We start from the raw sequence: 19,641 nt of genomic DNA, 5'->3' as shown, positions 1-19,641 counted from the left end.
AGCTTGCGGGCGAGGTGGGCGCGGCCCCAATTTCTATTCGGAGTTCGAGACTGATGGAGATCGAGTTCATCGCGGCTGGCGCGGCGCTTCCCGAGAAAAGCGCCCTGGCCTTGGTGGTGTTCGAAGGCGCGGTGTTGGACGGCGCGGCCGGCCAGGCCGACGCCCAGGCCGGCGGCGCCTTGGCGCGCGCGGCGGCCGCGCAGCGGTTCACCGGCGCGAAGGGCCAGGTCCTGGACGTGCTGGGCGCGGCCGGCGCGGCGGACCGCGTCCTGCTGGTCGGCGCGGGCAAGAAGGACGGTTTCGACGACGTCGGCGCCGAACACGCGGCGGCCAGCGCCTACAATGCGGTCAAGACCTGCGGGCTGACGACCCTGCGCGTGGAACTGCCGGCCGGCGGTTCGGCGGCGCATGCGGCCCTTGGCGTGCGGCTCGCCGCCTACCGCTTCGACCGCTACCGGACCAAGGAGCCGGCGGACAAGAAGCCGTCGATCGCCAAGACCCAGGTCGTCGCGGCGGACGCCGACAAGGCGCTGGGCGCCTTCGCGCCGTTGGCCGCCCTGGCCGACGCTGTGGCGTTCTCGCGCGATCTGGTCTCCGAGCCGCCGAACGTGCTTTACCCCGCCGAGTTCGCGCGTCGCGTGAAGGCGCTGGAGAGCCTGGGCCTCGAGGTCGAGATTCTCGGCGAGGCCGAGATGGAGAAGCTCGGCATGGGCAGCCTGCTGGGCGTCGGGCAGGGCAGTGCTCGCGAGAGCCAACTGGCGGTCATCAAGTGGTACGGCGCGGCCGACAAGTCGGCCCAGCCGATCGCCTTCGTCGGCAAGGGCGTCTGCTTCGACACCGGCGGCATCTCGATCAAGCCGGCCGACGGCATGGAAGACATGAAGTGGGACATGGGCGGCGCCGGCGCCGTCGCGGGTCTCATGCACGTGCTGGCCGGCCGCAAGGCCAAGGTCAACGCCATCGGCATCCTCGGCCTCGTCGAGAACATGCCCGACGGCAACGCCCAGCGTCCGGGCGACGTGGTCACCTCGATGTCGGGCCAGACCATCGAGATCATCAATACCGACGCCGAAGGCCGCCTCGTGCTGGCCGACGCCATCTGGTACTGCCAGGACCGCTTCAAGCCGAAGTTCATGGTCGATCTGGCCACGCTGACCGGCGCGATCATCATCAGCCTCGGCAACGACTATGCCGGCCTGTTCTCGAACAATGACGAGCTGTCTGCGAACCTGCTGGCGGCCTCGGGCGCCGAGGGCGAGCCGCTGTGGCGCATGCCGCTGCCGGCGCAGTACGACAAGAACATCGACTCGATGATCGCCGACATGAAGAACACCGGCGGCCGTCCGGGCGGTTCGATCACGGCGGCGCTGTTCATCCAGCGCTTCGTCAACAACGTGCCCTGGGCGCACCTGGATATCGCCTCCACCGCCTGGAAGAAGCCCTCGACCGTCCCGACCATCCCGGACGGCGCGACCGGCTTCGGCGTGCGGCTGCTGAACCGCATGGTTCAGGACAAGTACGAGGGCTGAGCGTGACTTTTCCTCCTCTTCATGGGGAGGGACAGGTCGCCAAGCGACCAGGGTGGGGCCGCGTCTGCGGTCCCCACTCGTCTCGCCGCCCTGCGGCGATCCACCCTCCCCACAAGGGGGAGGGAAGAAAGGATCCATGCGCTTCATCCTGCTTCACAGCCCGCTGACGGGCGCGGCGGCCTGGGGTCCGGTCGCGGCCGAACTGGCCTCGCGCGGGATCGAGGCGACGCGGCCGGTGATCCCGCCGATGCAGGCCCTGGCCGCGCCCTACTATGAAAGTGCGGCGCAGGCTGTCGCCGCCCAGGTGCTGAGCCAGGGCGGGCCGTTCGTGCTGGTCGTCCATTCGGCGGCCGGCGGCCTGGCGCCGTCGGTCGTGGCCGCCGCCAAGGGGCAGGTGCGCGGGGTGCTCTACGTCGATGCGATCCCGCCCCATCCGGGCCGTAGCTGGTTCGACACCGCTGGCGACGGGCTGGTGGCGAGCCTGAAGGCCAAGGCGCAGGAGGGTATGATCCCGGCTTGGGATCAGTGGTTCCCCGCCGGCGCGCTGGAAAGCCTGCTGCCGGAAGGGCCGGTCCGCGCGCGCTTCACCGGCGAGCTTTCGGCCACGCCGCTGGCCTGGTTCGAGGAGCCCGCCCCGCAGATCGACTTGCCGCGCGACGTCGGCTGGGGCTTCCTGCGGCTTTCGAAGGCCTACGAACGCGAGGCGGGCGAGGCGCGGCGGCTGGGTTGGCCGACCCTGCGCCGCGACCTGCATCACCTCTCGATGGCCACGCATCCGACGGAGGTCGCCAACGCCATGCTGGCCCTGACCCGGCTCCTGGGACTGAAGGCGGGCGCGTGAGCGAAGCGCCCTGCGAGGTCTGGTTCTACCACCTGGAGCGGTCCGGGCTGGACCAGGTGCTGCCCGACCTGCTCGAGCGCACCCTGGGGCGCGGGTGGAAGGCGGTCGTGCGCACGCGCGAGCCCGACAGGATCGAGCACCTGGACGGATGGCTGTGGTCCTATCGCGACGATAGCTTTCTGCCGCACGGAACCGCCGACGAGCCGCAGAAGACGCGCCAGCCGATCCTGCTCACCCTGGCCATGGACAACCCCAACGCGGCGGACGTGCTGTTCGTCGTCGACGGGGCCGAACCGGGAGACCTTGCCGGATACGCCCGATGCATGATCGTCTTCGACGGGCGCGACGAGGCTCAGCTGGCGCTCGCCCGCAGCCAGTGGAAAGCGGTGAAGGCCAAGGGGCATCCGGCGGTCTACTGGAAGCAACAGGAACGGGGATGGGAGAAACAGGCATGAAGAAGTTCGTCATCCTTGGCGCGTCGCTGATCGCCCTGTCGGCCTGCGCCGACAGCCCGCCGGTGCCGCCGCCCGCCCCGCCGAAACCCGCGCCGGCCCCCGCGCCGCAGCCGCCGAGGGAGCCGGACCAGTGCGGCGCGGCGGACGCGCAGAAGTACGTCGGGCGCCCGCGCACAGAGATTCCGGTCCCGGTTCTGCCGAATTTGCAGCGGGTGGCCTGCACGACCTGCCCGATGACCATGGACTTCAATCCCCGCCGCCTGAACTTCCTCTACGACGCGGCCACTGGGGTCGTGAAAGAGGTCAAGTGCGGCTAACGCCGCGGGCGCGATGAGCTCGTCGCTGGGAGCCATGATCCTGACGGGCGGCGCCTCCACACGGATGGGCGCCGACAAGGCCGCGCAGCTCTGGGCTGGCGTCCCTGCGGTCGAGCGCGTCGCCGCCCTGGCGGCCGCGGTCGGGGCTAGTCCGGTGATCACGGTCGGCGGCGACGCACACGGCCTGCCGCATGTGCGTGACGAGCCGCCGCTGGGCGGCCCGGTCGGCGGGGTGCTGGCCGGCGCGGCCGCGCTGCGCGAGGCCGGCTGTCTTCGGGGCCTGGTCCTCGCTGTCGATGCGCCGACCCTGCAGGCGGACGACGTCATGCCGTTGATCGAGGCGGCCCTGCCGGGGGCCGCTTATGAGGGGCTGCACCTGCCGCTGGTGGTGAGCCTCTCGGCGCTGCCGGCGGACGCCGAGGCTGGATGGCCGCTGGCCCGGCTGGTCGAGCGATCCGGTTTGGTCCGGCTGACCTGTCCGCCGCGGGTCGCGGCGCGAATCCGCGGGGCGAACACGTTAGACGAGCGCGACGCCCTGCTGGCGTGCATGCCGCCGGACGATTCCGCCGAGAATCCGGGCGCCAGCTGACCGATCCTTGGGCGTTTCGGCGCTGTGGGGGGGAGTGGCGCGGTTCGCCCCCTGCTCAAGGCCCCTGCGGCGATCTTAGTCGAGCGGCATGCGCGTGCTCGTCATCGATCCCGATCCCGCCCGGGCCGCCCTCGTCGCCGAGGGCCTAGCCGGCGTGGAGCCATTGGAGGTGCGGCGCGCGGCGGTGTTCGACGAGGCGGAGGCCGCGCGCTTCGGACCCGACGTGGTCGTGGTCGCCGCCGACAGCCCCGATCGCGACACCCTGGAGAGCCTGCGCGAGACGAGCCTGGCCAATCCACGCCCTGTGGTGATGTTCGTCGACCGCTCCGAGCCGGGCCTGGCGGAGGAGGCGGTGCGGGCCGGGGTGGCGGCCTACATCGTCGACGGCCTGGCGGTGGGCCGCGTCAGGGCGATCCTGGAAGTGGCGATGACCCGCTTCCAGCTGATGAGCCAACTGCGCCACGACCTGGAGCGCGCCAAGGCGGATCTGGCGTCACGCAAGAGCGTCGAGCGCGCCAAGGCCTTGCTGATGAAAGAGCGCGGCCTGGAAGAAGACGCGGCCTACAAGTTGCTGCGCAAACTTTCCATGGACACCGGCCGGCCGCTGGGGGCGGTGGCGGCTGACCTCCTGGCCTTCGCGGGCGTGTTGAAGGGAGACGGCGGATGAGCCGGAGCGAGGTCCTGCGGCTGGGCTTCGTGCCCCTGACCGACAGCGCGCCGCTGGTCGTGGCGAAGGAGCGCGGGTTCTTCGAGGCGGAGGGCCTGAAGGTCGAGCTGAGCCGCGAGGTGTCGTGGGCGACGATCCGCGACAAGGTCGCCGTCGGGGCCCTGGACGGCGCTCACATGCTGGCGCCGCTGGCGCTGGCCGCCACCGTCGGCGCCGGCAGCGAGCCGACTCCGATGATCGCCCCTATGGCCCTGAACCTGAACGGCGCGGCGGTGACGCTGTCGACACGGCTGACCGCGGCGCCGGGCGAGAACGGCGAGGCCGTGGCCCTGGCCAAGCTGATCGCGCGCCGGCGCAAGGAGGGGGCCAGTCCGCTGACCTTCGCCGTCGTCTATCCGTACTCGGTGCACAACTACCTGCTGCGCGACTGGCTAGCGGCGGCGGGCGTCAATCCGGACAGCGACATCCGGCTGACGGTCGCGGCGCCTTCGCGCATGGCCGAGCTGCTGGCCGGCGGGGTGATCGAAGGCTTCAGTGCAGGCGAGCCCTGGAGCAGCGTGGCCGTCGCATCGGGCGCCGGACGCGTCGCGGTCCGCGCCTCGCAACTCTGGGGACGCGCGCCCGACAAAGTGCTCGGCGTCACCCAGGAGTGGGCGCAGGAAAACGGCGAGATCCTGAACCGGCTGCTGCGGGCGCTCATCGCAGCGGCGGCCTGGTGCGATGAGCCCGAGCATCGCGGCGAGCTGTCGAGCCTGCTGGCCAGGCCGGCCTATGTCGATGCGCCGCGTGCGGCGATCGCCGCCAGCCTCGACGATGTGATCTTCCATCGCGACGGGGCCAACGCGCCGCGCCCGGCCCAGGCGGCCTGGTTGCTGGGCCAGATGGCCCGCTGGGGCCAGGTGGCGGCCGACGCAGAGACCTCATCGGTGGCCGGCCAGGTCTACCGGCTTGACCTCTACGAGGCGGCCCGCGCCGGCCAGATCGCCTAAAATCCGATCATGGCGCCGGCCGGGCGCCACGTTTTTGCGCTGCAGCAAAGACCTCGCGACCAACGCTTGATTTGCAGATGACGCCGCGGCCGGGCGGCGGTCTCCTGGTCTCGGCCTCAGGACAACGGCGTTCGCGGCCCCTGGAATCCGCCCGATGACGGGCCGATCCGCCACCGGCGACGCCGCCGCTTCCGTCCATTCCTGCACGGGGCCATTCAGCCATGCTGAGCCGTTCATTCCTCAAGTCGGGCCATACGCCGACCCTGTTCTCGGCGTTCCTCTATTTCGACCTCAGCTTCATGGTCTGGGTGATCCTGGGCCCGCTGGGCGTGGCGATCTCCAAGACCCTGCATCTCGACGCCGGCCAGAAGGGACTGATGGTCGCCGTGCCGGTGCTGTCGGGCGCCATCCTGCGGCTGGTGGCCGGGGTCATGGTCGACCACATGGGTCCCAAGCGCACCGGCCTGATCGGCCAGGTCATCGTCATGGCGGGGCTCGGCCTGGCCTGGTTCCTGGGGATCAACAACTACAACCAGGTGCTGATGCTGGGCGTCGTGCTGGGCGTGGCGGGAGCCTCGTTCGCCGTCGCCCTGCCGCTGGCCTCGCGCTGGTATCCGCCGGAACACCAGGGACTGGCCCTGGGGATCGCCGGCGCCGGCAACTCGGGCACCGCCCTGGCGGCCCTGTTTGCGCCGGGCCTGGCCCAGACCTTCGGCTGGACCAATGTCATCGGCCTGGCCGTGCTGCCGCTCGCCGTCGCCTTCGTCGTCTACCTGATCTTCGCAAAGGACGCTCCGAACCGCCCGCCGCCCAAGCCGCTGTCGGAGTATCTGAGCGTTCTGCGCACCGTCGACGCCTGGTGGCTGATGCTGCTCTACGGCGTGACCTTCGGCGGCTTCGTCGGCCTGTCGTCCTCGCTGACCATCTACTTCAACTCAGAGTACGGGCTGCCCCCGGTCACCGCCGGGTTCTTCACCGCCGCCTGCGTGTTCGCCGGGTCGTTCATCCGGCCGGTGGGCGGGGCGCTCGCCGACCGTTTCGGCGGGGTCCGCACCCTGACTGTCGTCTACATGCTGGCCGCCGTCGGCCTGACCCTGGCCAGCTTTGAAGCCGCCAACCCGTACGTCGCGCTGGCCGTGCTGATGTTCAGCATGATGGCGCTGGGGGCCGGCAACGGCGCGGTGTTCCAGCTCGCGCCGCAGCGGTTCGGCAAGGAGATCGGCGTCGTCACCGGCCTGGTCGGCATGACCGGCGGCATCGGCGGCTTCTACCTCGCCGCCAGCCTCGGCTGGGCCAAGCAGGCGACCGGCAGCTACCAGCTCGGCCTGCTGGCCTTCGCGGGACTGGCCTTGCTGGCCCTGGCCTGCCTGACCGGGGTCAAGGCGCGCTGGCGCCAGACCTGGGGCGCGCAGGCCGCCGGCGCCCAGCTTCGTCTCTGATCGGGAGCGCGTGATGTCCAAGGAAAAGCTCGTCGTTATCGGCAACGGCATGGCCGGCTGCCGGGCGGTGCAGGAAGTGCTCAAGCACGACCCCCACCGCTACGAGATCACCATCTTCGGCGCCGAGCCGCGGGTGAACTACGACCGGATCATGCTCTCGCCCGTGCTGGCCGGGGAGAAGGCCTTCAAGGACATCGTCCTCAACGACGAGGCCTGGTACCGCGACAACGGCATCGCCCTGCACGCCGGCCACGCGGTGACGCAGATCGACCGCGAGGCGAAGATCGTGCGCACCGCCTCCGGCCTGGCCGAGCCCTATGACCGTCTGCTGCTGGCGATGGGATCGGATCCGGTGCGGCTGCCGCTGCCGGGGGCGAACCTTGAGGGCGTGGTCACCTTCCGCGACCTGGACGACGTCGAGGCGATGGTCGCCGCGGCGGCAAGACCAGGGGCGAAGGCCGTGGTGATCGGCGGCGGGCTGCTTGGCATCGAGGCGGCCTACGGGCTTGTGCGACGCGGCATGGCGGCGACCGTCATCCACCTGATGGACGTGCTGATGGAGCGGCAGTTGGACGCCTCCGCGGGCTTCCTGCTGGTCGAGGCTATGGCCCAGCGCGGCGTCGAGACGGTGTTGGGCGCCCAGTCCGAGGAGATCGTCGGCCAGGACGGCAGAGTCGCGGGCCTGAAGCTCAAGGACGGCCGCGTGTTGCCGTGCGACATCCTGGTGATGGCGGTCGGTATCCGCCCGAACGTGACGCTGGCCCGTGACTGCGGCCTGGAGATCGGGCGTGGGGTGGTCGTCGACGACGCCATGCGCACCTCCGATCTGGCGATCCTGGCGGTCGGAGAATGCGCCGAGCATCGGGGCCAGTGCTACGGCCTGGTCGCGCCGATCTGGGAGATGTGCAGGGCGCTTGGCCAGACCCTGACCCAGGGCGAGGGGGCCTATGAGGGCTCGGTGCTCTCGACGCGGCTCAAAGTCTCGGGCGTCGACGTGTTCTCGGCCGGCAGGTTCGGCGGCGGGGCCGGGTGCGAGGACATCGTTTTCCGCGACGCCGGACGCGGGGTCTACAAGCGCGTGGTGCTGGAGGACGGGAAGGTCGCCGGCGCGGTGCTGTTCGGCGACGCCGCCGACGGGCCGTGGTACTTCGACCTGATGAAGTCGGGGACGCCGGTCGCCGACATCCGCGAGACCCTGATCTTCGGCCAGAGCGTGACGGAGGGCCTTCGCGGTCTGGACCCTAGCGCCGCCGTTGCCGCCATGGCCGACGAGGCCGAGGTCTGTGGCTGCAACGGCGTCTGCAAGGGCGAGATCACCGGCGCGATCATCGGCCAGGGGCTTGCGACCCTGGATTCGGTGCGCGCGGTCACCAAGGCCTCGGCGTCGTGCGGTTCCTGCACGCCGCTGGTCGAAAAGCTGCTGAAACTGACCCTGGGCGACGGCTTCCAGGTGCAGACGGGACCCAAGCCCGTGTGCGGCTGCACGACCAAGGGCCACGACGAGGTGCGCCGGCGCATCGTCGCCGAGGGCCTCAAGTCGATTCCGGCCGCCATGCAGGGGCTGGAATGGGCGACGCCCGACGGCTGCGCCTCGTGCCGGCCGGCGCTGAACTACTACCTGCTGTGCGCCTGGCCGGGCGAATATCGCGACGACAAGCAGTCGCGGTTCATCAACGAGCGCGCCCACGCGAACATCCAGAAGGACGGGACCTATTCGGTCGTGCCTCGGATGTGGGGAGGCATGACCAGCGCCGCCGAGCTGCGCGCCATCGCCGACGTCGTCGAAAAGTTCGACGTGCCGGCGGTCAAGGTCACCGGCGGCCAACGCATCGACCTGCTGGGGGTCAAGAAGGACGACCTGCCGGCGGTCTGGGCCGACCTCAACGCCGCCGGCATGGTCAGCGGCCACGCCTACGCCAAGGGCCTGCGCACGGTGAAGACCTGTGTCGGCTCGGACTGGTGCCGGTTCGGAACCCAGGACTCCACCGGCCTGGGGGTTCGGCTGGAGAAGTTCATGTGGGGATCCTGGGCCCCGGCCAAGGTCAAGCTGGCGGTCTCGGGTTGCCCACGCAACTGCGCCGAGGCGACCTGCAAGGACATCGGCGTGATCTGCGTCGACAGCGGCTACGAGATCCATGTCGGCGGCGCGGCGGGCCTACACATCCAGGGAACCGAGCTGCTGACCAAGGTCGCCAGCGAGGACGAGGCGGTGTGGACCATCTGCGCCGTCACCCAGCTCTACCGCGAGAACGGCTGGTACCTGGAGCGGATCTACAAGTGGATGGCCCGGGTCGGGCTGGAGAGCATCAAGGCTCAGGTCGAGGCCCCCGATGCCCGCAAGGCGCTCTACGACCGGTTTGTTTATTCGCAGCGGTTCTCGCGCATCGACCCCTGGGCAGAGCGCGTCGCCGGCCGCCACGCCGAAGAGTTCAACCCCTTAAGCCGCCGTATGGAGTTCGCCCCGTCATGAACGTGCTGGTGAAAGACCCGATCGCCTGGACCGACGTCGGCGCGGTCACCGACATTCCGCTGCGGGGCGCACGCCGGGTGCCGACCCCGGACGGCGACATCGCCATCTTCCGGACCGGCGACGGCAAGGTGTTCGCCCTGAAGGACGCCTGCCCGCACAAGGGCGGGCCGCTCAGCCAAGGCATCGTCCACGGACACGCGGTCGCCTGTCCGCTGCACAATTGGTCGATCGATCTGGCCAGCGGCGAGCCGATGGGCGCTGACCGAGGCAAGGGCTGCACGCCGGTCGTGCCGCTCGAGGTCCGTGACGGGCGCCTGCTGCTGGGACGGAGCTAGCACGATGGCCGGGGGCGCGGTTCGCACAGCTTGCCCCTATTGCGGCGTCGGCTGCGGCGTCGCGGGCCGAGCCGAGGGGCGAGGGCTGGAGGTGTCCGGCGACGCGGGCCACCCGTCGAACATCGGACGACTGTGCTCGAAAGGCTCTGCGCTCGGCGCAACGGTCGGGCTGGAAGGGCGGCTGCTCACGCCCATGATCGGCCGGCGGGCGGCGAGCTGGGACGAGGCCACCGCCCTGGTCGCCCGGCGCTTTCGCGAGACCATCGCCCGGCATGGGCCGGACTCGGTGGCGTTCTACGTCTCCGGCCAGCTGCTGACCGAGGACTACTACGCCGCCAACAAGCTGATGAAGGGCTTCATCGGCTCGGGGAACATCGACACCAATTCGCGGCTCTGCATGGCCTCGGCGGTCGTCGCCCACAAGCAGGCGTTCGGCGCCGACCTGGTGCCCGGCTGCTATGAGGACCTGGAGCTCGCCGATTTAGTGGTGTTCTCCGGCCACAACGCGGCCTGGACCCATCCGGTGCTGTTCCGGCGGATGGAGCAGGCCCGGGCGCGCGGGCAGAGGCACGTGGTCATCGATCCGCGCCGCACCGACACTGCCGAGGTCGCGGACCTGCACCTGGCGCTCGCCCCCCAGACCGACGTGCGGCTATGGAACGGGCTGCTGGCCGAGCTCGACCGGCGCGGGGCGATCGATGACGCCTATGTCGCCGCGCACGTCGCGGGCTTCGCCGAGGTGATGGCGGCGCTCGCGGCCGACGATCAGTCGCCCGCTGCGGTGGCGGCCGACTGCGGCCTGCCGCTGGCCGACCTGCAGACCTTCTACGACTGGTTCGTCCAGACGCCGCGGACGGTCAGCCTGTTCTCGATGGGCGCCAACCAGTCGACGCAGGGCGTCGCCAAGGGCCTGGCCATCATCAACACCCACCTGGCCACGGGGCGGATCGGCAAGCCCGGCGCCTGCCCGTTCTCGATCACCGGCCAGCCCAACGCCATGGGCGGCCGTGAGACTGGCGGCATGGCCACGACCCTGGCCGGGCACATGGACTTCGACGACGCGGCCCGTGCGCGCGTCGCCCGGTTCTGGGGCGCGCAGGACGTGGCGCCGCGGCCCGGCCTGAAGGCGATCGACATGTTCGACGCCATCGCCGAGGGCAAGATCAAGGCGCTGTGGGTGATGGCGACCAATCCAGCCGTCAGCCTGCCAAACGCCACCAAGGTCCGCGCTGCGCTGGCGGCATGCCCGTTCGTGGTGGTCTCCGACTGCATGGCGCAAACCGACACCGCTGAGTTCGCCCATGTGAAGCTGCCGGCCCTGGCGTGGGGCGAGAAGGAGGGAACGGTCACCAACTCCGAGCGGCGGATCTCGCGCCAGCGGCGGCTGTTCGACCCGCCAGGGGAGGCGCGGGCCGACTGGCGGATCATCGCCGACGTGGCCGTGGCCATGGGTCATCGCGACGCCTTCGACTGGCGCACGCCCGCCCAGGTGTTCCGCGAGTGGGCGCGGCTGACCAACTATGAGAACCACGGCCGAATGCTGTCATTGGGGCCGCTGGCGGCGCTGACGCCGGAGGCCTACGAGGACCTGGAGCCGGTTCAGTGGCCGGTGACCGCCGAAGGCGGCACCGCGCGGCTGTTCGCCGACGGCGTGTTCCAGACCCCCGACGGCCGGGCGCGGATGGTGGTGACCCAGGCCAAAGGCCCGGCGCAGGCTCTGGACCCGTCGTATCCGCTCGCGCTCAACACGGGCCGGGTCCGCGACCACTGGCACACCCTGACGCGCACCGGCCTGGCGCCGGATCTCTGCCGCCATACGCCTGAGCCCTATGTCGAGATCCACCCCACCGACGCCGGGCCGCTGGGCGTTGTCGAGGGCGCGCTGGCGCGGGTGCAGACCGCGCAGGGCGAGGCGATCGCCCTGGCCAAGGTCACCGACCGCCAGCGGCCCGGCGCGATCTTCATGCCGATGCACTGGACCCAGGCGTTCGCGCCGAGCGGGCGGGCCAATGCCCTGGTCGCCGCAGCCGTGGACCCGCAGTCGGGACAGCCGGAGTTCAAGCACACGCCGGCCCGGGTGCGCCCCTATCGTGAGACTTGGCGCGGGTTCTTCATCGCCCGCGAGGCTTGGTCGGCGCCCAGCGGACTGGACCTGGTCTGGCGGCGGATCCCGCAGGCCGGCTGCCAGTTGCACGAGTTCGCCGGGCGGGGCGACGAGGTCGAGCGCGAGGCCTTGCGCCGGGCGCTCTGCAAAGGCGCGGCGGGTGAGCCGCTGCGGTTCGAGGACCCCGCCGCAGGCAGTCTGCGTGAGGCCTATTTGGCGGGGGAGGGGGTGGAGCGGGTGCTGTTTACGGCCACGAACGGCGCGCTGCCGCCGCGCGACTGGCTGGTCGAGCTGTTCGCCAAGGACGAGCTGAGCGGGCTCGACCGCACCGCGCTGCTGATCGGCCGGGCGCCGGGGCGCGTGGTCGAGAGCGCGCCGCTGGTCTGCGCCTGCCGCGGGGTGCGGGCCGACAAGATCGGCGCGGCGATCACGGCCGGAGCCGGCAGCGTCGACGCGGTCAGCGAGGCGACCGGCGCTGGTTCGTCCTGCGGGTCCTGTCGGCCAGAGATCGCCCGCATCATCGCCCAGAGCAAACGCAAGGAGGTGCGTCATGCCGCGTGATCCTGGACGCGTTCTGCTGGTTGGGGCCGGTCCCGGCGCCGCCGACTTGCTGACGGTTCGCGCCGCGCGCGCCGTGAGCGAGGCGCAGGCGCTGCTCTACGATGCTCTGGTCCCGCAGGAGATCCTGGACCTGGCGCCGGTCAACTGCCTGAAAATCCAGACTGGCAAGCGGGCCGGGGGGACCAGCATGGCCCAGCCGACGATCAATCGGCTGATGGTGCGGCTCGCCAGGCGCGGCCTGGACGTGGTGCGGCTGAAAGGCGGCGACCCATCGGTGTTCGGCCGGGTCGGGGAGGAGATGGCCGCGCTGCAGGCGGCAGGGATCGAGGCGCAGGTCATCCCCGGCGTGACCGCGGCGGCGGCGGCGGCCGCGCAGTTCGGCTTTCCGCTGACCCATCGGGGCCGGGCGCGGCGGGTGGTGCTGACCACGGCCAGGCTGGACCAGGGCGGCCTGGTCGAGGATTGGCGCGCGGCGGCCGATCCTGAAGCGACCCTGGCGATCTACATGGGCGGCGCCTCGGCTGGCGCGATCCGGGACCGGCTGCTGGCGGCCGGACGCTCCGCGGCGACTCCGGTCCTGGCGGTCGAGAACGCCGGCCGGGACGAAGCGCGGCTGTTCACCGGCGTGCTGGGCGGCCTGGCCGAAACCGTGCCGGGCGACCTGGACGGCCCCGTGCTGATCGTGGTCGGCGAGGTCGCGGCCCAGGCGATCCAGACGGCGCTTCCGGCGTTGACGGGGCTGGCGAGTTAGCCGGCTTGGCCGCGGACGCGGCCCCGGCGCACACTGGCGCCGATTCCGGTTGGTCGTGGTGAAGCCGATGAGCGTGATTGCCGCCTATGTCTATGGCGAGGGCCAGCGGGTACGCGAGATCGACCTGTGCGATCCGGCGAGCCTGGAGATGTCGCCGGGGCAGTTCGCGTGGATCGGACTGTTCGAGCCGAACGAAGCCGAGCTCGACATCTTGAGGCGGCGTTTCGACCTGCATCCGCTGGCGGTCGAGGACGCCTTGAAGTCCGATCAGCTGCCGAAGGTCGATGTCTATGGCGACCAGCTGTTCGTCGTCGCCCGCACGGCGCATCTGGAGGGCGAGAAGATCGGATACGGCGAGACCGACATTTTCGTCGGCCCCAGCCACATCATCACCGTCCGTCATGGCTCGGCGCGCGCGCACCTGGAACTTCGCGAGCACCTGGAGGCCGCGCCGACCCAACTCAAGCACGGCGTCGATTTCATTCTGCACGCGGTGCTCGACTTCATCGTCGACGGCTACTTCCCGATCGTCGACGCGATCGAGGAGAGGGTGCTGGAGATGGAACGCTACGCCCTCGACGCCTTCCTGAGCCGCGCCGAGGTCCTGCGCATCTTCGCCCTCCGCCGCGAGCTGATGCGCTTCAAGCGGGTGCTTGGCCCGATGGAGGAAGTGGCCAGCCGCCTCGAGCACTATGAAATGCCCTGCATCGACCCGGACGTGCGGCCCTATTTCCGGGACGTCTGCGACCATGTCAGGCGCGTCGCGGCGCTGGTCGAGGCGCTGCGCGAAGTGCTCTCGTCGGTGTTCGAGGCCAGCAGCCTGATGGAGCAGCAGCGCCAGGGCGCGATCACCCGGCGGCTGGCCGCCTGGGCCGCGATCCTGGCGGTCCCGACCGCCATCGCCGGCATCTACGGCATGAACTTCGAGGTCATGCCGGAACTGAAATGGCGCTACGGCTATCTGATGGTCGTGGTCGCCATCGTGGCGATCTGCCTGTTCCTCTATGCCCGCTTCAAGCGGTCGAAATGGCTGTAGTCATGGAACATGTCGTCATCCCACTGGACGCCGAGCGCGACGTCTCGGGGCTCTGGATGCGGCCGCAGGCGGCGAGCGCGGCGCTGGTCCTGGCGCACGGCGCCGGCGCGGGCATGGCGCACAAGGCGATGGCCGCCACGGCGGAGGGGCTGGCGCAGCGCGGGATAGCCACCCTGCGCTACAACTTTCTCTACATGGAGCGCGGCTCCAAGCGACCGGACTCGCCGGGGCTGGCGCACGCGGCGGTGCGGGCGGCCGTCGCAAAGGCCGGTGAGCTGGCCGCCGGCCTGCCGCTGTTCGCCGGCGGCCGCTCGTTCGGCGGGCGGATGACCTCCCAGGCCCAGGCCGAGCACGCGTTGCCCGACGTGCAGGGGCTGGTCTTCTTCGCGTTTCCCCTGCATCCGCCTGGCAAGCCCGGGGTCGAGCGGGCCGCGCATCTGGCCGACGTGAAGGTCCCGATGCTGTTCCTGCAAGGGACCAACGACGAGTTCGCCCGGCTGGACCTGCTGAGCGAGACTGTCGCCGGGCTCGGGCCCAGGGCGAGCCTGACCCTGGCGCAGTTCGCCGATCATTCCTTCCACGCGCCGGCGAGGAGCGGCCGCAAGGACCCCGAGGTCATGGCCGAGATTCTTGACGCCTGCCGCACGTGGATGGCGGCGACCTAGACCGAGGCTGCGGCCCGGGCGGCGATCGGCGGCGCGTAGCCGGCGGCCTTGGCGCGGGCCTCGCCGCGGCCGATTTCCTTCAACAGGTCGTCGACATAGACACCGAAGTCGACCTGAATGGTGTGGCGTTTCGAGCGGTAATACTGGCCAAGATGGGCGGCCTCGTCGCGCGTGATGGTCTCGGCCATCTCCGCGGGCGAGGGCGGCAGATAGCGACCAGCCAGATAGGCCGCCGCCAGCTTGGCCTGCTGCTCGGCGAAATTGACCAGGGTCGGCAGCGGCTGGGCCAGGCCCATGTAGAACAGGTTGGGCACGGCCGGGTTCATCATCCGCTTGAACAGCGGCAGCCGATGGTCGGCGTCGGGGACCAGCGCCGGATCGTCGAAGAACGGAAAACGCATGTCGTAGCCGGTGGCGAAGATGATGGCGTCGACATCCTCGACGCTGCCGTCGGCGAAGCGCACTCGATCGCCTTCCAGCCGTTCGATCGCCGGCTTGAACTTCACGTCGCCGCAGCCCGCCCGGGTCAGGAACTCGCCCGACACCGAGGGGTGGGCCTCCAGCGGCTCGTGATCGGGCTTGGGCAGACCGTAGTCCTCCATCCGCCCGATCGACTTCTTGATCGCAGCGCGGGCCAACGACAGGCCGAGCTTGCGCGGCATCCAGCTCGGCATGGCCGATTTGTCGGCCGGGCGGCCGTTCATGTACTTGGGCAGCACCCAGACCCCGCGGCGGGCCGAGACCCAGAGGTTCTTGGCGATCGGCCGCTGGGCCAGCTCCGAGGCGATATCCATCGCCGAATTGCCCATGCCGACCACCACGATGTTCTTGCCGCGCATGTCGACCGGATCGAACGGATCGCGATAGGCGTGGCTGTGAAACGCCGCGCCGTTGAACTCGCCGTCATAGTCGGGGACGCGCGGGCTCCAATGATGGCCGTTGCAGACGAACAGCACGTCGTAGAGCCGGGTTTCGCCGGTCGAAAGTTCGACTTCCCACAGCCCCTCCGCCGTGCGGCGCGCCTTCTCGACCGCGGTGTTGAAGGTGATGGTCGGGCGCAGGCCGAAGTGGTCGACGTAGTCCTTGAAGTACTGGAACAGCTGGGCGTGGTGCGGAAAGTCGGGCCAGTCGGCGGGAACGGGGTAATCCTCGAACGCCAGCCGCCATTTCGAGGTGTCGATGTGCAGGCTCTCGTAGCAGGCCGACAGCCCGTTCGGGTTGCGGTAGTACCAGTTGCCGCCGATGTCGTCGGACAGTTCGAAGCAGTCGTACGGGATTCCGTGATCCTTCAGCCGCTTGGCGGTCGTGAAGCCCGAGCAGCCCGCCCCGATGATGCAAGCCTTTGGCGGCTGAGCCACGGCGTTCTCCCTTGCATGACGTTGATCGGCGGGAGGCTAGCGCCGGACCGGCCGCGGCGCCTAGATTCACGTCGGGGAACCCGGTGTCCGCGGCTCTGATCATCCAAAGCGGCGGGCAGCCGACGCTGGATCAGGGTAGGGCCGAGCTCGCACTAGATCGGGGGCAGGCCGTCCATGATCGCGGTCAGGGCCATGGCGGTCTCGCTCTCCATGGCGCTGTGGCCCGCATTGGTCATGATGAAGGTCGCCGGCGGCGCGCCCAGCTCGGTCAGCGTCGCGGCCAGGCGCGAGGCCTGGGGCAGGGGACAGACCTGGTCGAACCGGCCGTGGACGATATGGGTCGGCACGCCGACCAGCTTGTCGGCGTTGCGGACGATGTAGTCCGGTTCCAGGAACAGCTGGTTGGCGAAGAAGTGGGCCTCGATCTGCGCAAAGCAGAGGGCGAAGTCCGCCTCGCCGAATTTCCCGGCGTCGGCGGTGTCGGGGATCATGTTCGAGATCGTGCCTTCCCAGACCGACCAGGCCAGCGCCGCCTGCAGCTGGCGCTCGCGCTCGGCCGCGGTCGCCGGCGTCATGTCGAAGATCGCCTTGTAGGCCCCCATCATGTCGCCGCGGTCGGAGGTTGGGATCACCTCCACGAAGGCCTTCCACTCGTCCGGATAGGTGACGTAGGAGCCGGGCTCGCTGAGCTCGAACGGCGTCTGCGCGAACACTGCGGCGTTGCCCTGGTACATATAGAGCAGGTCTTCCTTGGTCCCGAGGAAGATCCCGCGCAGGATCAGCGAGGCGACGTTCTGCGGGTGGCGGATGGCGTAGACCATGGCCAGGGTGCTGCCCCAGCTACCGCCGAAGACGTGCATCTTGCCGGTGATCGAAAGCGCCTCGCGCAGCGCGTTGATGTCGGCCACGAGATGGTCGGTCGTGTTGTCGGTCAGGGCGATCTTCGGTCCGGCCGAGGCGACGGTCGGCTCGCTCTTCCCGCAGCCGCGCTGGTCGAACAGGATCACGCGGTAGCGCTCCGGGTCGAAGAAGCGCGACATCACCGGGGCGCAGGCGCCGCCAGGCCCGCCGTGCAGGAACATCACCGGCTCGCCGTCCGGGTTCCCGTACTCTTCCCAATAGAGCTTGTGGCCGGGCGAGACCGGCAGCAGCCCGGAGCGGTTGGCCTGCGCCTGGGGATAGGACCACTGGTCGGTGATCTTGCTGGTCGCCTGCAGTTTCGAGAAGTCCACGGGGCTGCTCCGGATCGGTCGCTTTGACCGCGGCTTGGACCCATGCGTGTCCTTAGGTCAACCCGCCATGTCGTCAGGATTCGACGAGCAACGCGCGCAGCTCGGCCTTGGCGACCTTTTCCAGGGTCGAGCGCGGCAGGCTATCCACGAGCCGGACTTCGTGCGGTTGCTTGAAGCTGGCGAGCGCCTGGCCGCAGGCGGCGAGAATCTGCGCCTCCAGTTCGCTCGGCGCCCCGGCGGCGGGGATCACGAAGGCGACCGGCGCCTCGTCGAGCATCGGGTGCCGCTTGGCGACGACCGCGACCTCGGCGACGCCCGGCACGGCGGCGATTACCCGCTCGATCTCCGAGGCCGCGACATTCTCGCCGCCGACCTTCAGCATGTCCTTCGATCGGTCCGCGAAATAGAGGAAGCCGTCGAGCCCCAGACGCACCCGGTCGCCGGTGATGAAGAGGCCGTCGTCGCGGAACGCCGCGGCGGTGGCGGCCGGATCGCCGGCATATTCCTTGAACAGGGAAAGGCCCCGTTGGCCGCCGACGAACAGGTCGCCGGTCTCGCCCGGCGCGACCGGCCGACCTTCATCGTCCAGCACGTGGATGTCGTAACCAGGGGCGGGGCGGCCCATCGACATCGGCGCGTCGGGCTGGCGGGCCGATCCGACCGTGCCGTGGGCGATGGTCTCGGTCATGCCCCACCAGCCGATGGTCTTGACCCCGAAATGCTTGTCCCAGGCCGGCTCGCAGATCGCATTACCCCAGAACCGGTAGCTGTGTGAGGGCGGCAGCGGCTGGGCGGCCAGCGCCTTGACGCAGAACGGCACCACGGAGGTCCAGGTCGCGCCGTGCTTCAACGATACCGGCCAGAAGCGCGAGGCCGAGAACCGCGGCATGAGCACGACGTGCGCGCCCGCCCACAGCGAGGCCAGCACCGAGTAGGCCTGGGCGTTGGTGTGGAACAGCGGCAGGTGGGTAAGATGGACGTCGCCTGGCCGCAGATCCTCGTTCTGGGCGCAGCTGCGCGCGCCCCAGAGCGCATTGCCGTGGGTCCACAGCACCGCCTTCGGCCGCGCCGTGGTGCCGGACGTGTACTGGATGGCGAAGTCGGCCCACGGGTCGTGCGGCCGCTCGCCCAGCAATCCCGGCTCGGCGTCGATCGCCGCGAAGGGTTCGAAACCCGCGACGGGCTCAGCGCGCGCGCCGTTGTCGGTTTCGGTGACCGCCCGCCATCCGAGGTCCGGCGCCGCGGCCGCGACCAGGGCCGCGAACTTCGGCTGGGTGATCGCACCGACTGCCCCGCTGTGCTGGGCGAAATAGGCGATTTCGTCGGCGCTGGATTTGGCGTTGGTGGTCACGGCCACCGCGCCGGCATAGGCGCAGCCCAGCCAGGCGATCACCGACTCCGGACAGTTGTCGAGGTGGACCAGAACCCGCTGACCGGGCTGGACGCCGCGCGCCTGCAGCCCAGCGGCGAACCGGCGCAGGACCTCGGCGAAGGCGTCATAGGTCCAGCTGCGCGGCTCGCCCTCGAAGGGCTCCCAGCTCAGCCAGGGGCGGCCGGCCTGCGCCCGGGCCTGGCTGTCGACCAGGGTGCGGATATCCATACCCGCGAATGGCGAGATCGGACGAGGGGTCAATGGGCCGCTCCCTTGGGCGTCGGAGCGTCCTGGAACACCCCCTGGCGAACGATTTCGTCGGCGGCCTGCGCCGCGATGGCTTCCGGTTCTGCGCCGGGCACGCCCAGGCCGCGCAGCAGCAGCGCGCACATCTGCTGGGCCAGGCTGACGGCGAACGGCGCGGTCGGCTCCTGGGTGACACGGATCAGGGCGAGCTGAGCGATGCCAAGGACGAACAGGACCCCGGACTCCGTGGTCGCGACCATAAAGCGACCTTGGGCCAGGCCGTCGGCGATGTCGTCGACCAGCCCCTTGTTGAGCGGGGTCGAGATCGAGGTGTGGCCGCTGTGCATGCGCACCAGAACCCCGGCCCGTTCCGGGTCGTCCACCGCATAGCGCAGGTAGACGCAGACCGCGCGGGCCATGCGCCGTGCCGGGTCGGCGACCCCGGCGTTGGCGCGGGCCACCGCCCGCTCGACGTCGGCGCGGATCTCGGCGGTGATTTCGCGGACCAGGGCGTCGCGGTCGGGAAAGTGGTTGTAGAAGCTGCCCTTGGAGACCTCGGCCGCCTGGACGATGTCGTCGATCGCCACCGCGTCCACAGGGCGCTCGCAGAACAGCCGCCGCCCGGCCGCCACCAGCGCAGCCCGCGTCTGCTGGGCCCGCTCGATCCGCTTGCTGCTCACCGCCC

The 19,641-nt window shown here is 70.2% G+C and carries 18 protein-coding genes; 14 read left to right on the top strand and 4 right to left on the bottom strand.

Annotated features, from left to right (window positions below):
• Positions 1-53: 53 nt before the first annotated feature.
• From OUA97_RS03015 to OUA97_RS02950, 14 genes are all read left to right on the top strand, one after another.
• Positions 54-1,529: a leucyl aminopeptidase gene (locus OUA97_RS03015; RefSeq protein WP_267230316.1), complete on the top strand. Its 1,476-nt coding sequence runs from the start codon at positions 54-56 to the stop codon at positions 1,527-1,529.
• A gap of 136 nt (positions 1,530-1,665) precedes the next feature.
• Positions 1,666-2,370: a hypothetical protein gene (locus OUA97_RS03010; RefSeq protein WP_267230315.1), complete on the top strand. Its 705-nt coding sequence runs from the start codon at positions 1,666-1,668 to the stop codon at positions 2,368-2,370.
• Positions 2,367-2,825 (top strand): DNA polymerase III subunit chi, encoded by a 459-nt coding sequence (locus OUA97_RS03005; protein WP_267230313.1) that lies wholly within the window; start codon positions 2,367-2,369, stop codon positions 2,823-2,825. The genes OUA97_RS03010 and OUA97_RS03005 overlap by 4 nt, the downstream gene beginning before the upstream one ends.
• Positions 2,822-3,142, top strand: coding sequence for a peptidase inhibitor I78 (locus tag OUA97_RS03000; RefSeq protein WP_267230311.1), 321 nt, complete (start codon positions 2,822-2,824; stop codon positions 3,140-3,142). The genes OUA97_RS03005 and OUA97_RS03000 overlap by 4 nt, the downstream gene beginning before the upstream one ends.
• 13 nt (positions 3,143-3,155) lie before the next feature.
• The gene (gene mobA, locus OUA97_RS02995; RefSeq protein WP_267230309.1) at positions 3,156-3,731 is read left to right on the top strand and encodes a molybdenum cofactor guanylyltransferase; all 576 of its coding nucleotides are present in this window, start codon (positions 3,156-3,158) and stop codon (positions 3,729-3,731) included.
• An 88-nt stretch (positions 3,732-3,819) separates the two neighbouring features.
• On the top strand, positions 3,820-4,398 hold the full coding sequence (locus OUA97_RS02990) for an ANTAR domain-containing response regulator (RefSeq protein ID WP_267230308.1): 579 nt from the start codon (positions 3,820-3,822) through the stop codon (positions 4,396-4,398).
• Positions 4,395-5,387: a CmpA/NrtA family ABC transporter substrate-binding protein gene (locus tag OUA97_RS02985; protein ID WP_267230307.1), complete on the top strand. Its 993-nt coding sequence runs from the start codon at positions 4,395-4,397 to the stop codon at positions 5,385-5,387. The genes OUA97_RS02990 and OUA97_RS02985 overlap by 4 nt, the downstream gene beginning before the upstream one ends.
• Before the next feature lie 221 nt (positions 5,388-5,608).
• A complete protein-coding gene (locus OUA97_RS02980; protein WP_267230306.1) occupies positions 5,609-6,826 on the top strand; it encodes a nitrate/nitrite transporter in 1,218 nt (405 codons plus the stop codon).
• 13 nt (positions 6,827-6,839) lie between these two features.
• The gene (gene nirB, locus OUA97_RS02975) at positions 6,840-9,296 is read left to right on the top strand and encodes a nitrite reductase large subunit NirB (RefSeq protein ID WP_267230305.1); all 2,457 of its coding nucleotides are present in this window, start codon (positions 6,840-6,842) and stop codon (positions 9,294-9,296) included.
• Positions 9,293-9,631 carry a nitrite reductase small subunit NirD gene (gene nirD, locus OUA97_RS02970; RefSeq protein WP_267230304.1) on the top strand — a complete coding sequence of 113 codons (339 nt, stop codon included), beginning with the start codon at positions 9,293-9,295 and terminating at the stop codon, positions 9,629-9,631. Before nirB ends, nirD begins: the two co-directional genes overlap by 4 nt.
• Positions 9,632-9,635: 4 nt before the next feature.
• Positions 9,636-12,296 (top strand): nitrate reductase, encoded by a 2,661-nt coding sequence (locus tag OUA97_RS02965; protein WP_267230303.1) that lies wholly within the window; start codon positions 9,636-9,638, stop codon positions 12,294-12,296.
• Complete coding sequence (gene cobA / locus OUA97_RS02960; protein ID WP_267230302.1) at positions 12,286-13,047, top strand: uroporphyrinogen-III C-methyltransferase; 762 nt, start codon at positions 12,286-12,288, stop codon at positions 13,045-13,047. Before OUA97_RS02965 ends, cobA begins: the two co-directional genes overlap by 11 nt.
• Positions 13,048-13,114: 67 nt before the next feature.
• A complete protein-coding gene (locus tag OUA97_RS02955; protein ID WP_267230301.1) occupies positions 13,115-14,083 on the top strand; it encodes a magnesium and cobalt transport protein CorA in 969 nt (322 codons plus the stop codon).
• 2 nt (positions 14,084-14,085) lie between these two features.
• Positions 14,086-14,748, top strand: a complete 663-nt coding sequence (locus OUA97_RS02950) for an alpha/beta family hydrolase (RefSeq protein ID WP_267230299.1) — start codon at positions 14,086-14,088, stop codon at positions 14,746-14,748.
• Here OUA97_RS02950 and OUA97_RS02945 read toward each other — a convergent pair.
• The 4 genes from OUA97_RS02945 to OUA97_RS02930 form a co-directional block, all read right to left on the bottom strand.
• Positions 14,745-16,106 (bottom strand): flavin-containing monooxygenase, encoded by a 1,362-nt coding sequence (locus OUA97_RS02945; RefSeq protein ID WP_267230297.1) that lies wholly within the window; start codon positions 16,104-16,106, stop codon positions 14,745-14,747. The two genes, OUA97_RS02950 and OUA97_RS02945, sit on opposite strands and share 4 nt — an antisense overlap.
• 152 nt (positions 16,107-16,258) lie before the next feature.
• Complete coding sequence (gene pip, locus OUA97_RS02940; protein WP_267230296.1) at positions 16,259-17,338, bottom strand: prolyl aminopeptidase; 1,080 nt, start codon at positions 17,336-17,338, stop codon at positions 16,259-16,261.
• A 73-nt stretch (positions 17,339-17,411) separates the two neighbouring features.
• Positions 17,412-18,971, bottom strand: coding sequence for an AMP-binding protein (locus OUA97_RS02935; RefSeq protein ID WP_267230295.1), 1,560 nt, complete (start codon positions 18,969-18,971; stop codon positions 17,412-17,414).
• Positions 18,968-19,636: a TetR/AcrR family transcriptional regulator gene (locus OUA97_RS02930; RefSeq protein WP_267230294.1), complete on the bottom strand. Its 669-nt coding sequence runs from the start codon at positions 19,634-19,636 to the stop codon at positions 18,968-18,970. The genes OUA97_RS02935 and OUA97_RS02930 overlap by 4 nt, the downstream gene beginning before the upstream one ends.
• Positions 19,637-19,641 lie beyond the last annotated feature (5 nt).

Source organism: Phenylobacterium sp. 58.2.17 (genome assembly GCF_026411515.1).
GTDB lineage: Bacteria > Pseudomonadota > Alphaproteobacteria > Caulobacterales > Caulobacteraceae > Phenylobacterium.
This window is presented reverse-complemented; position numbering and strand designations above follow the sequence as displayed.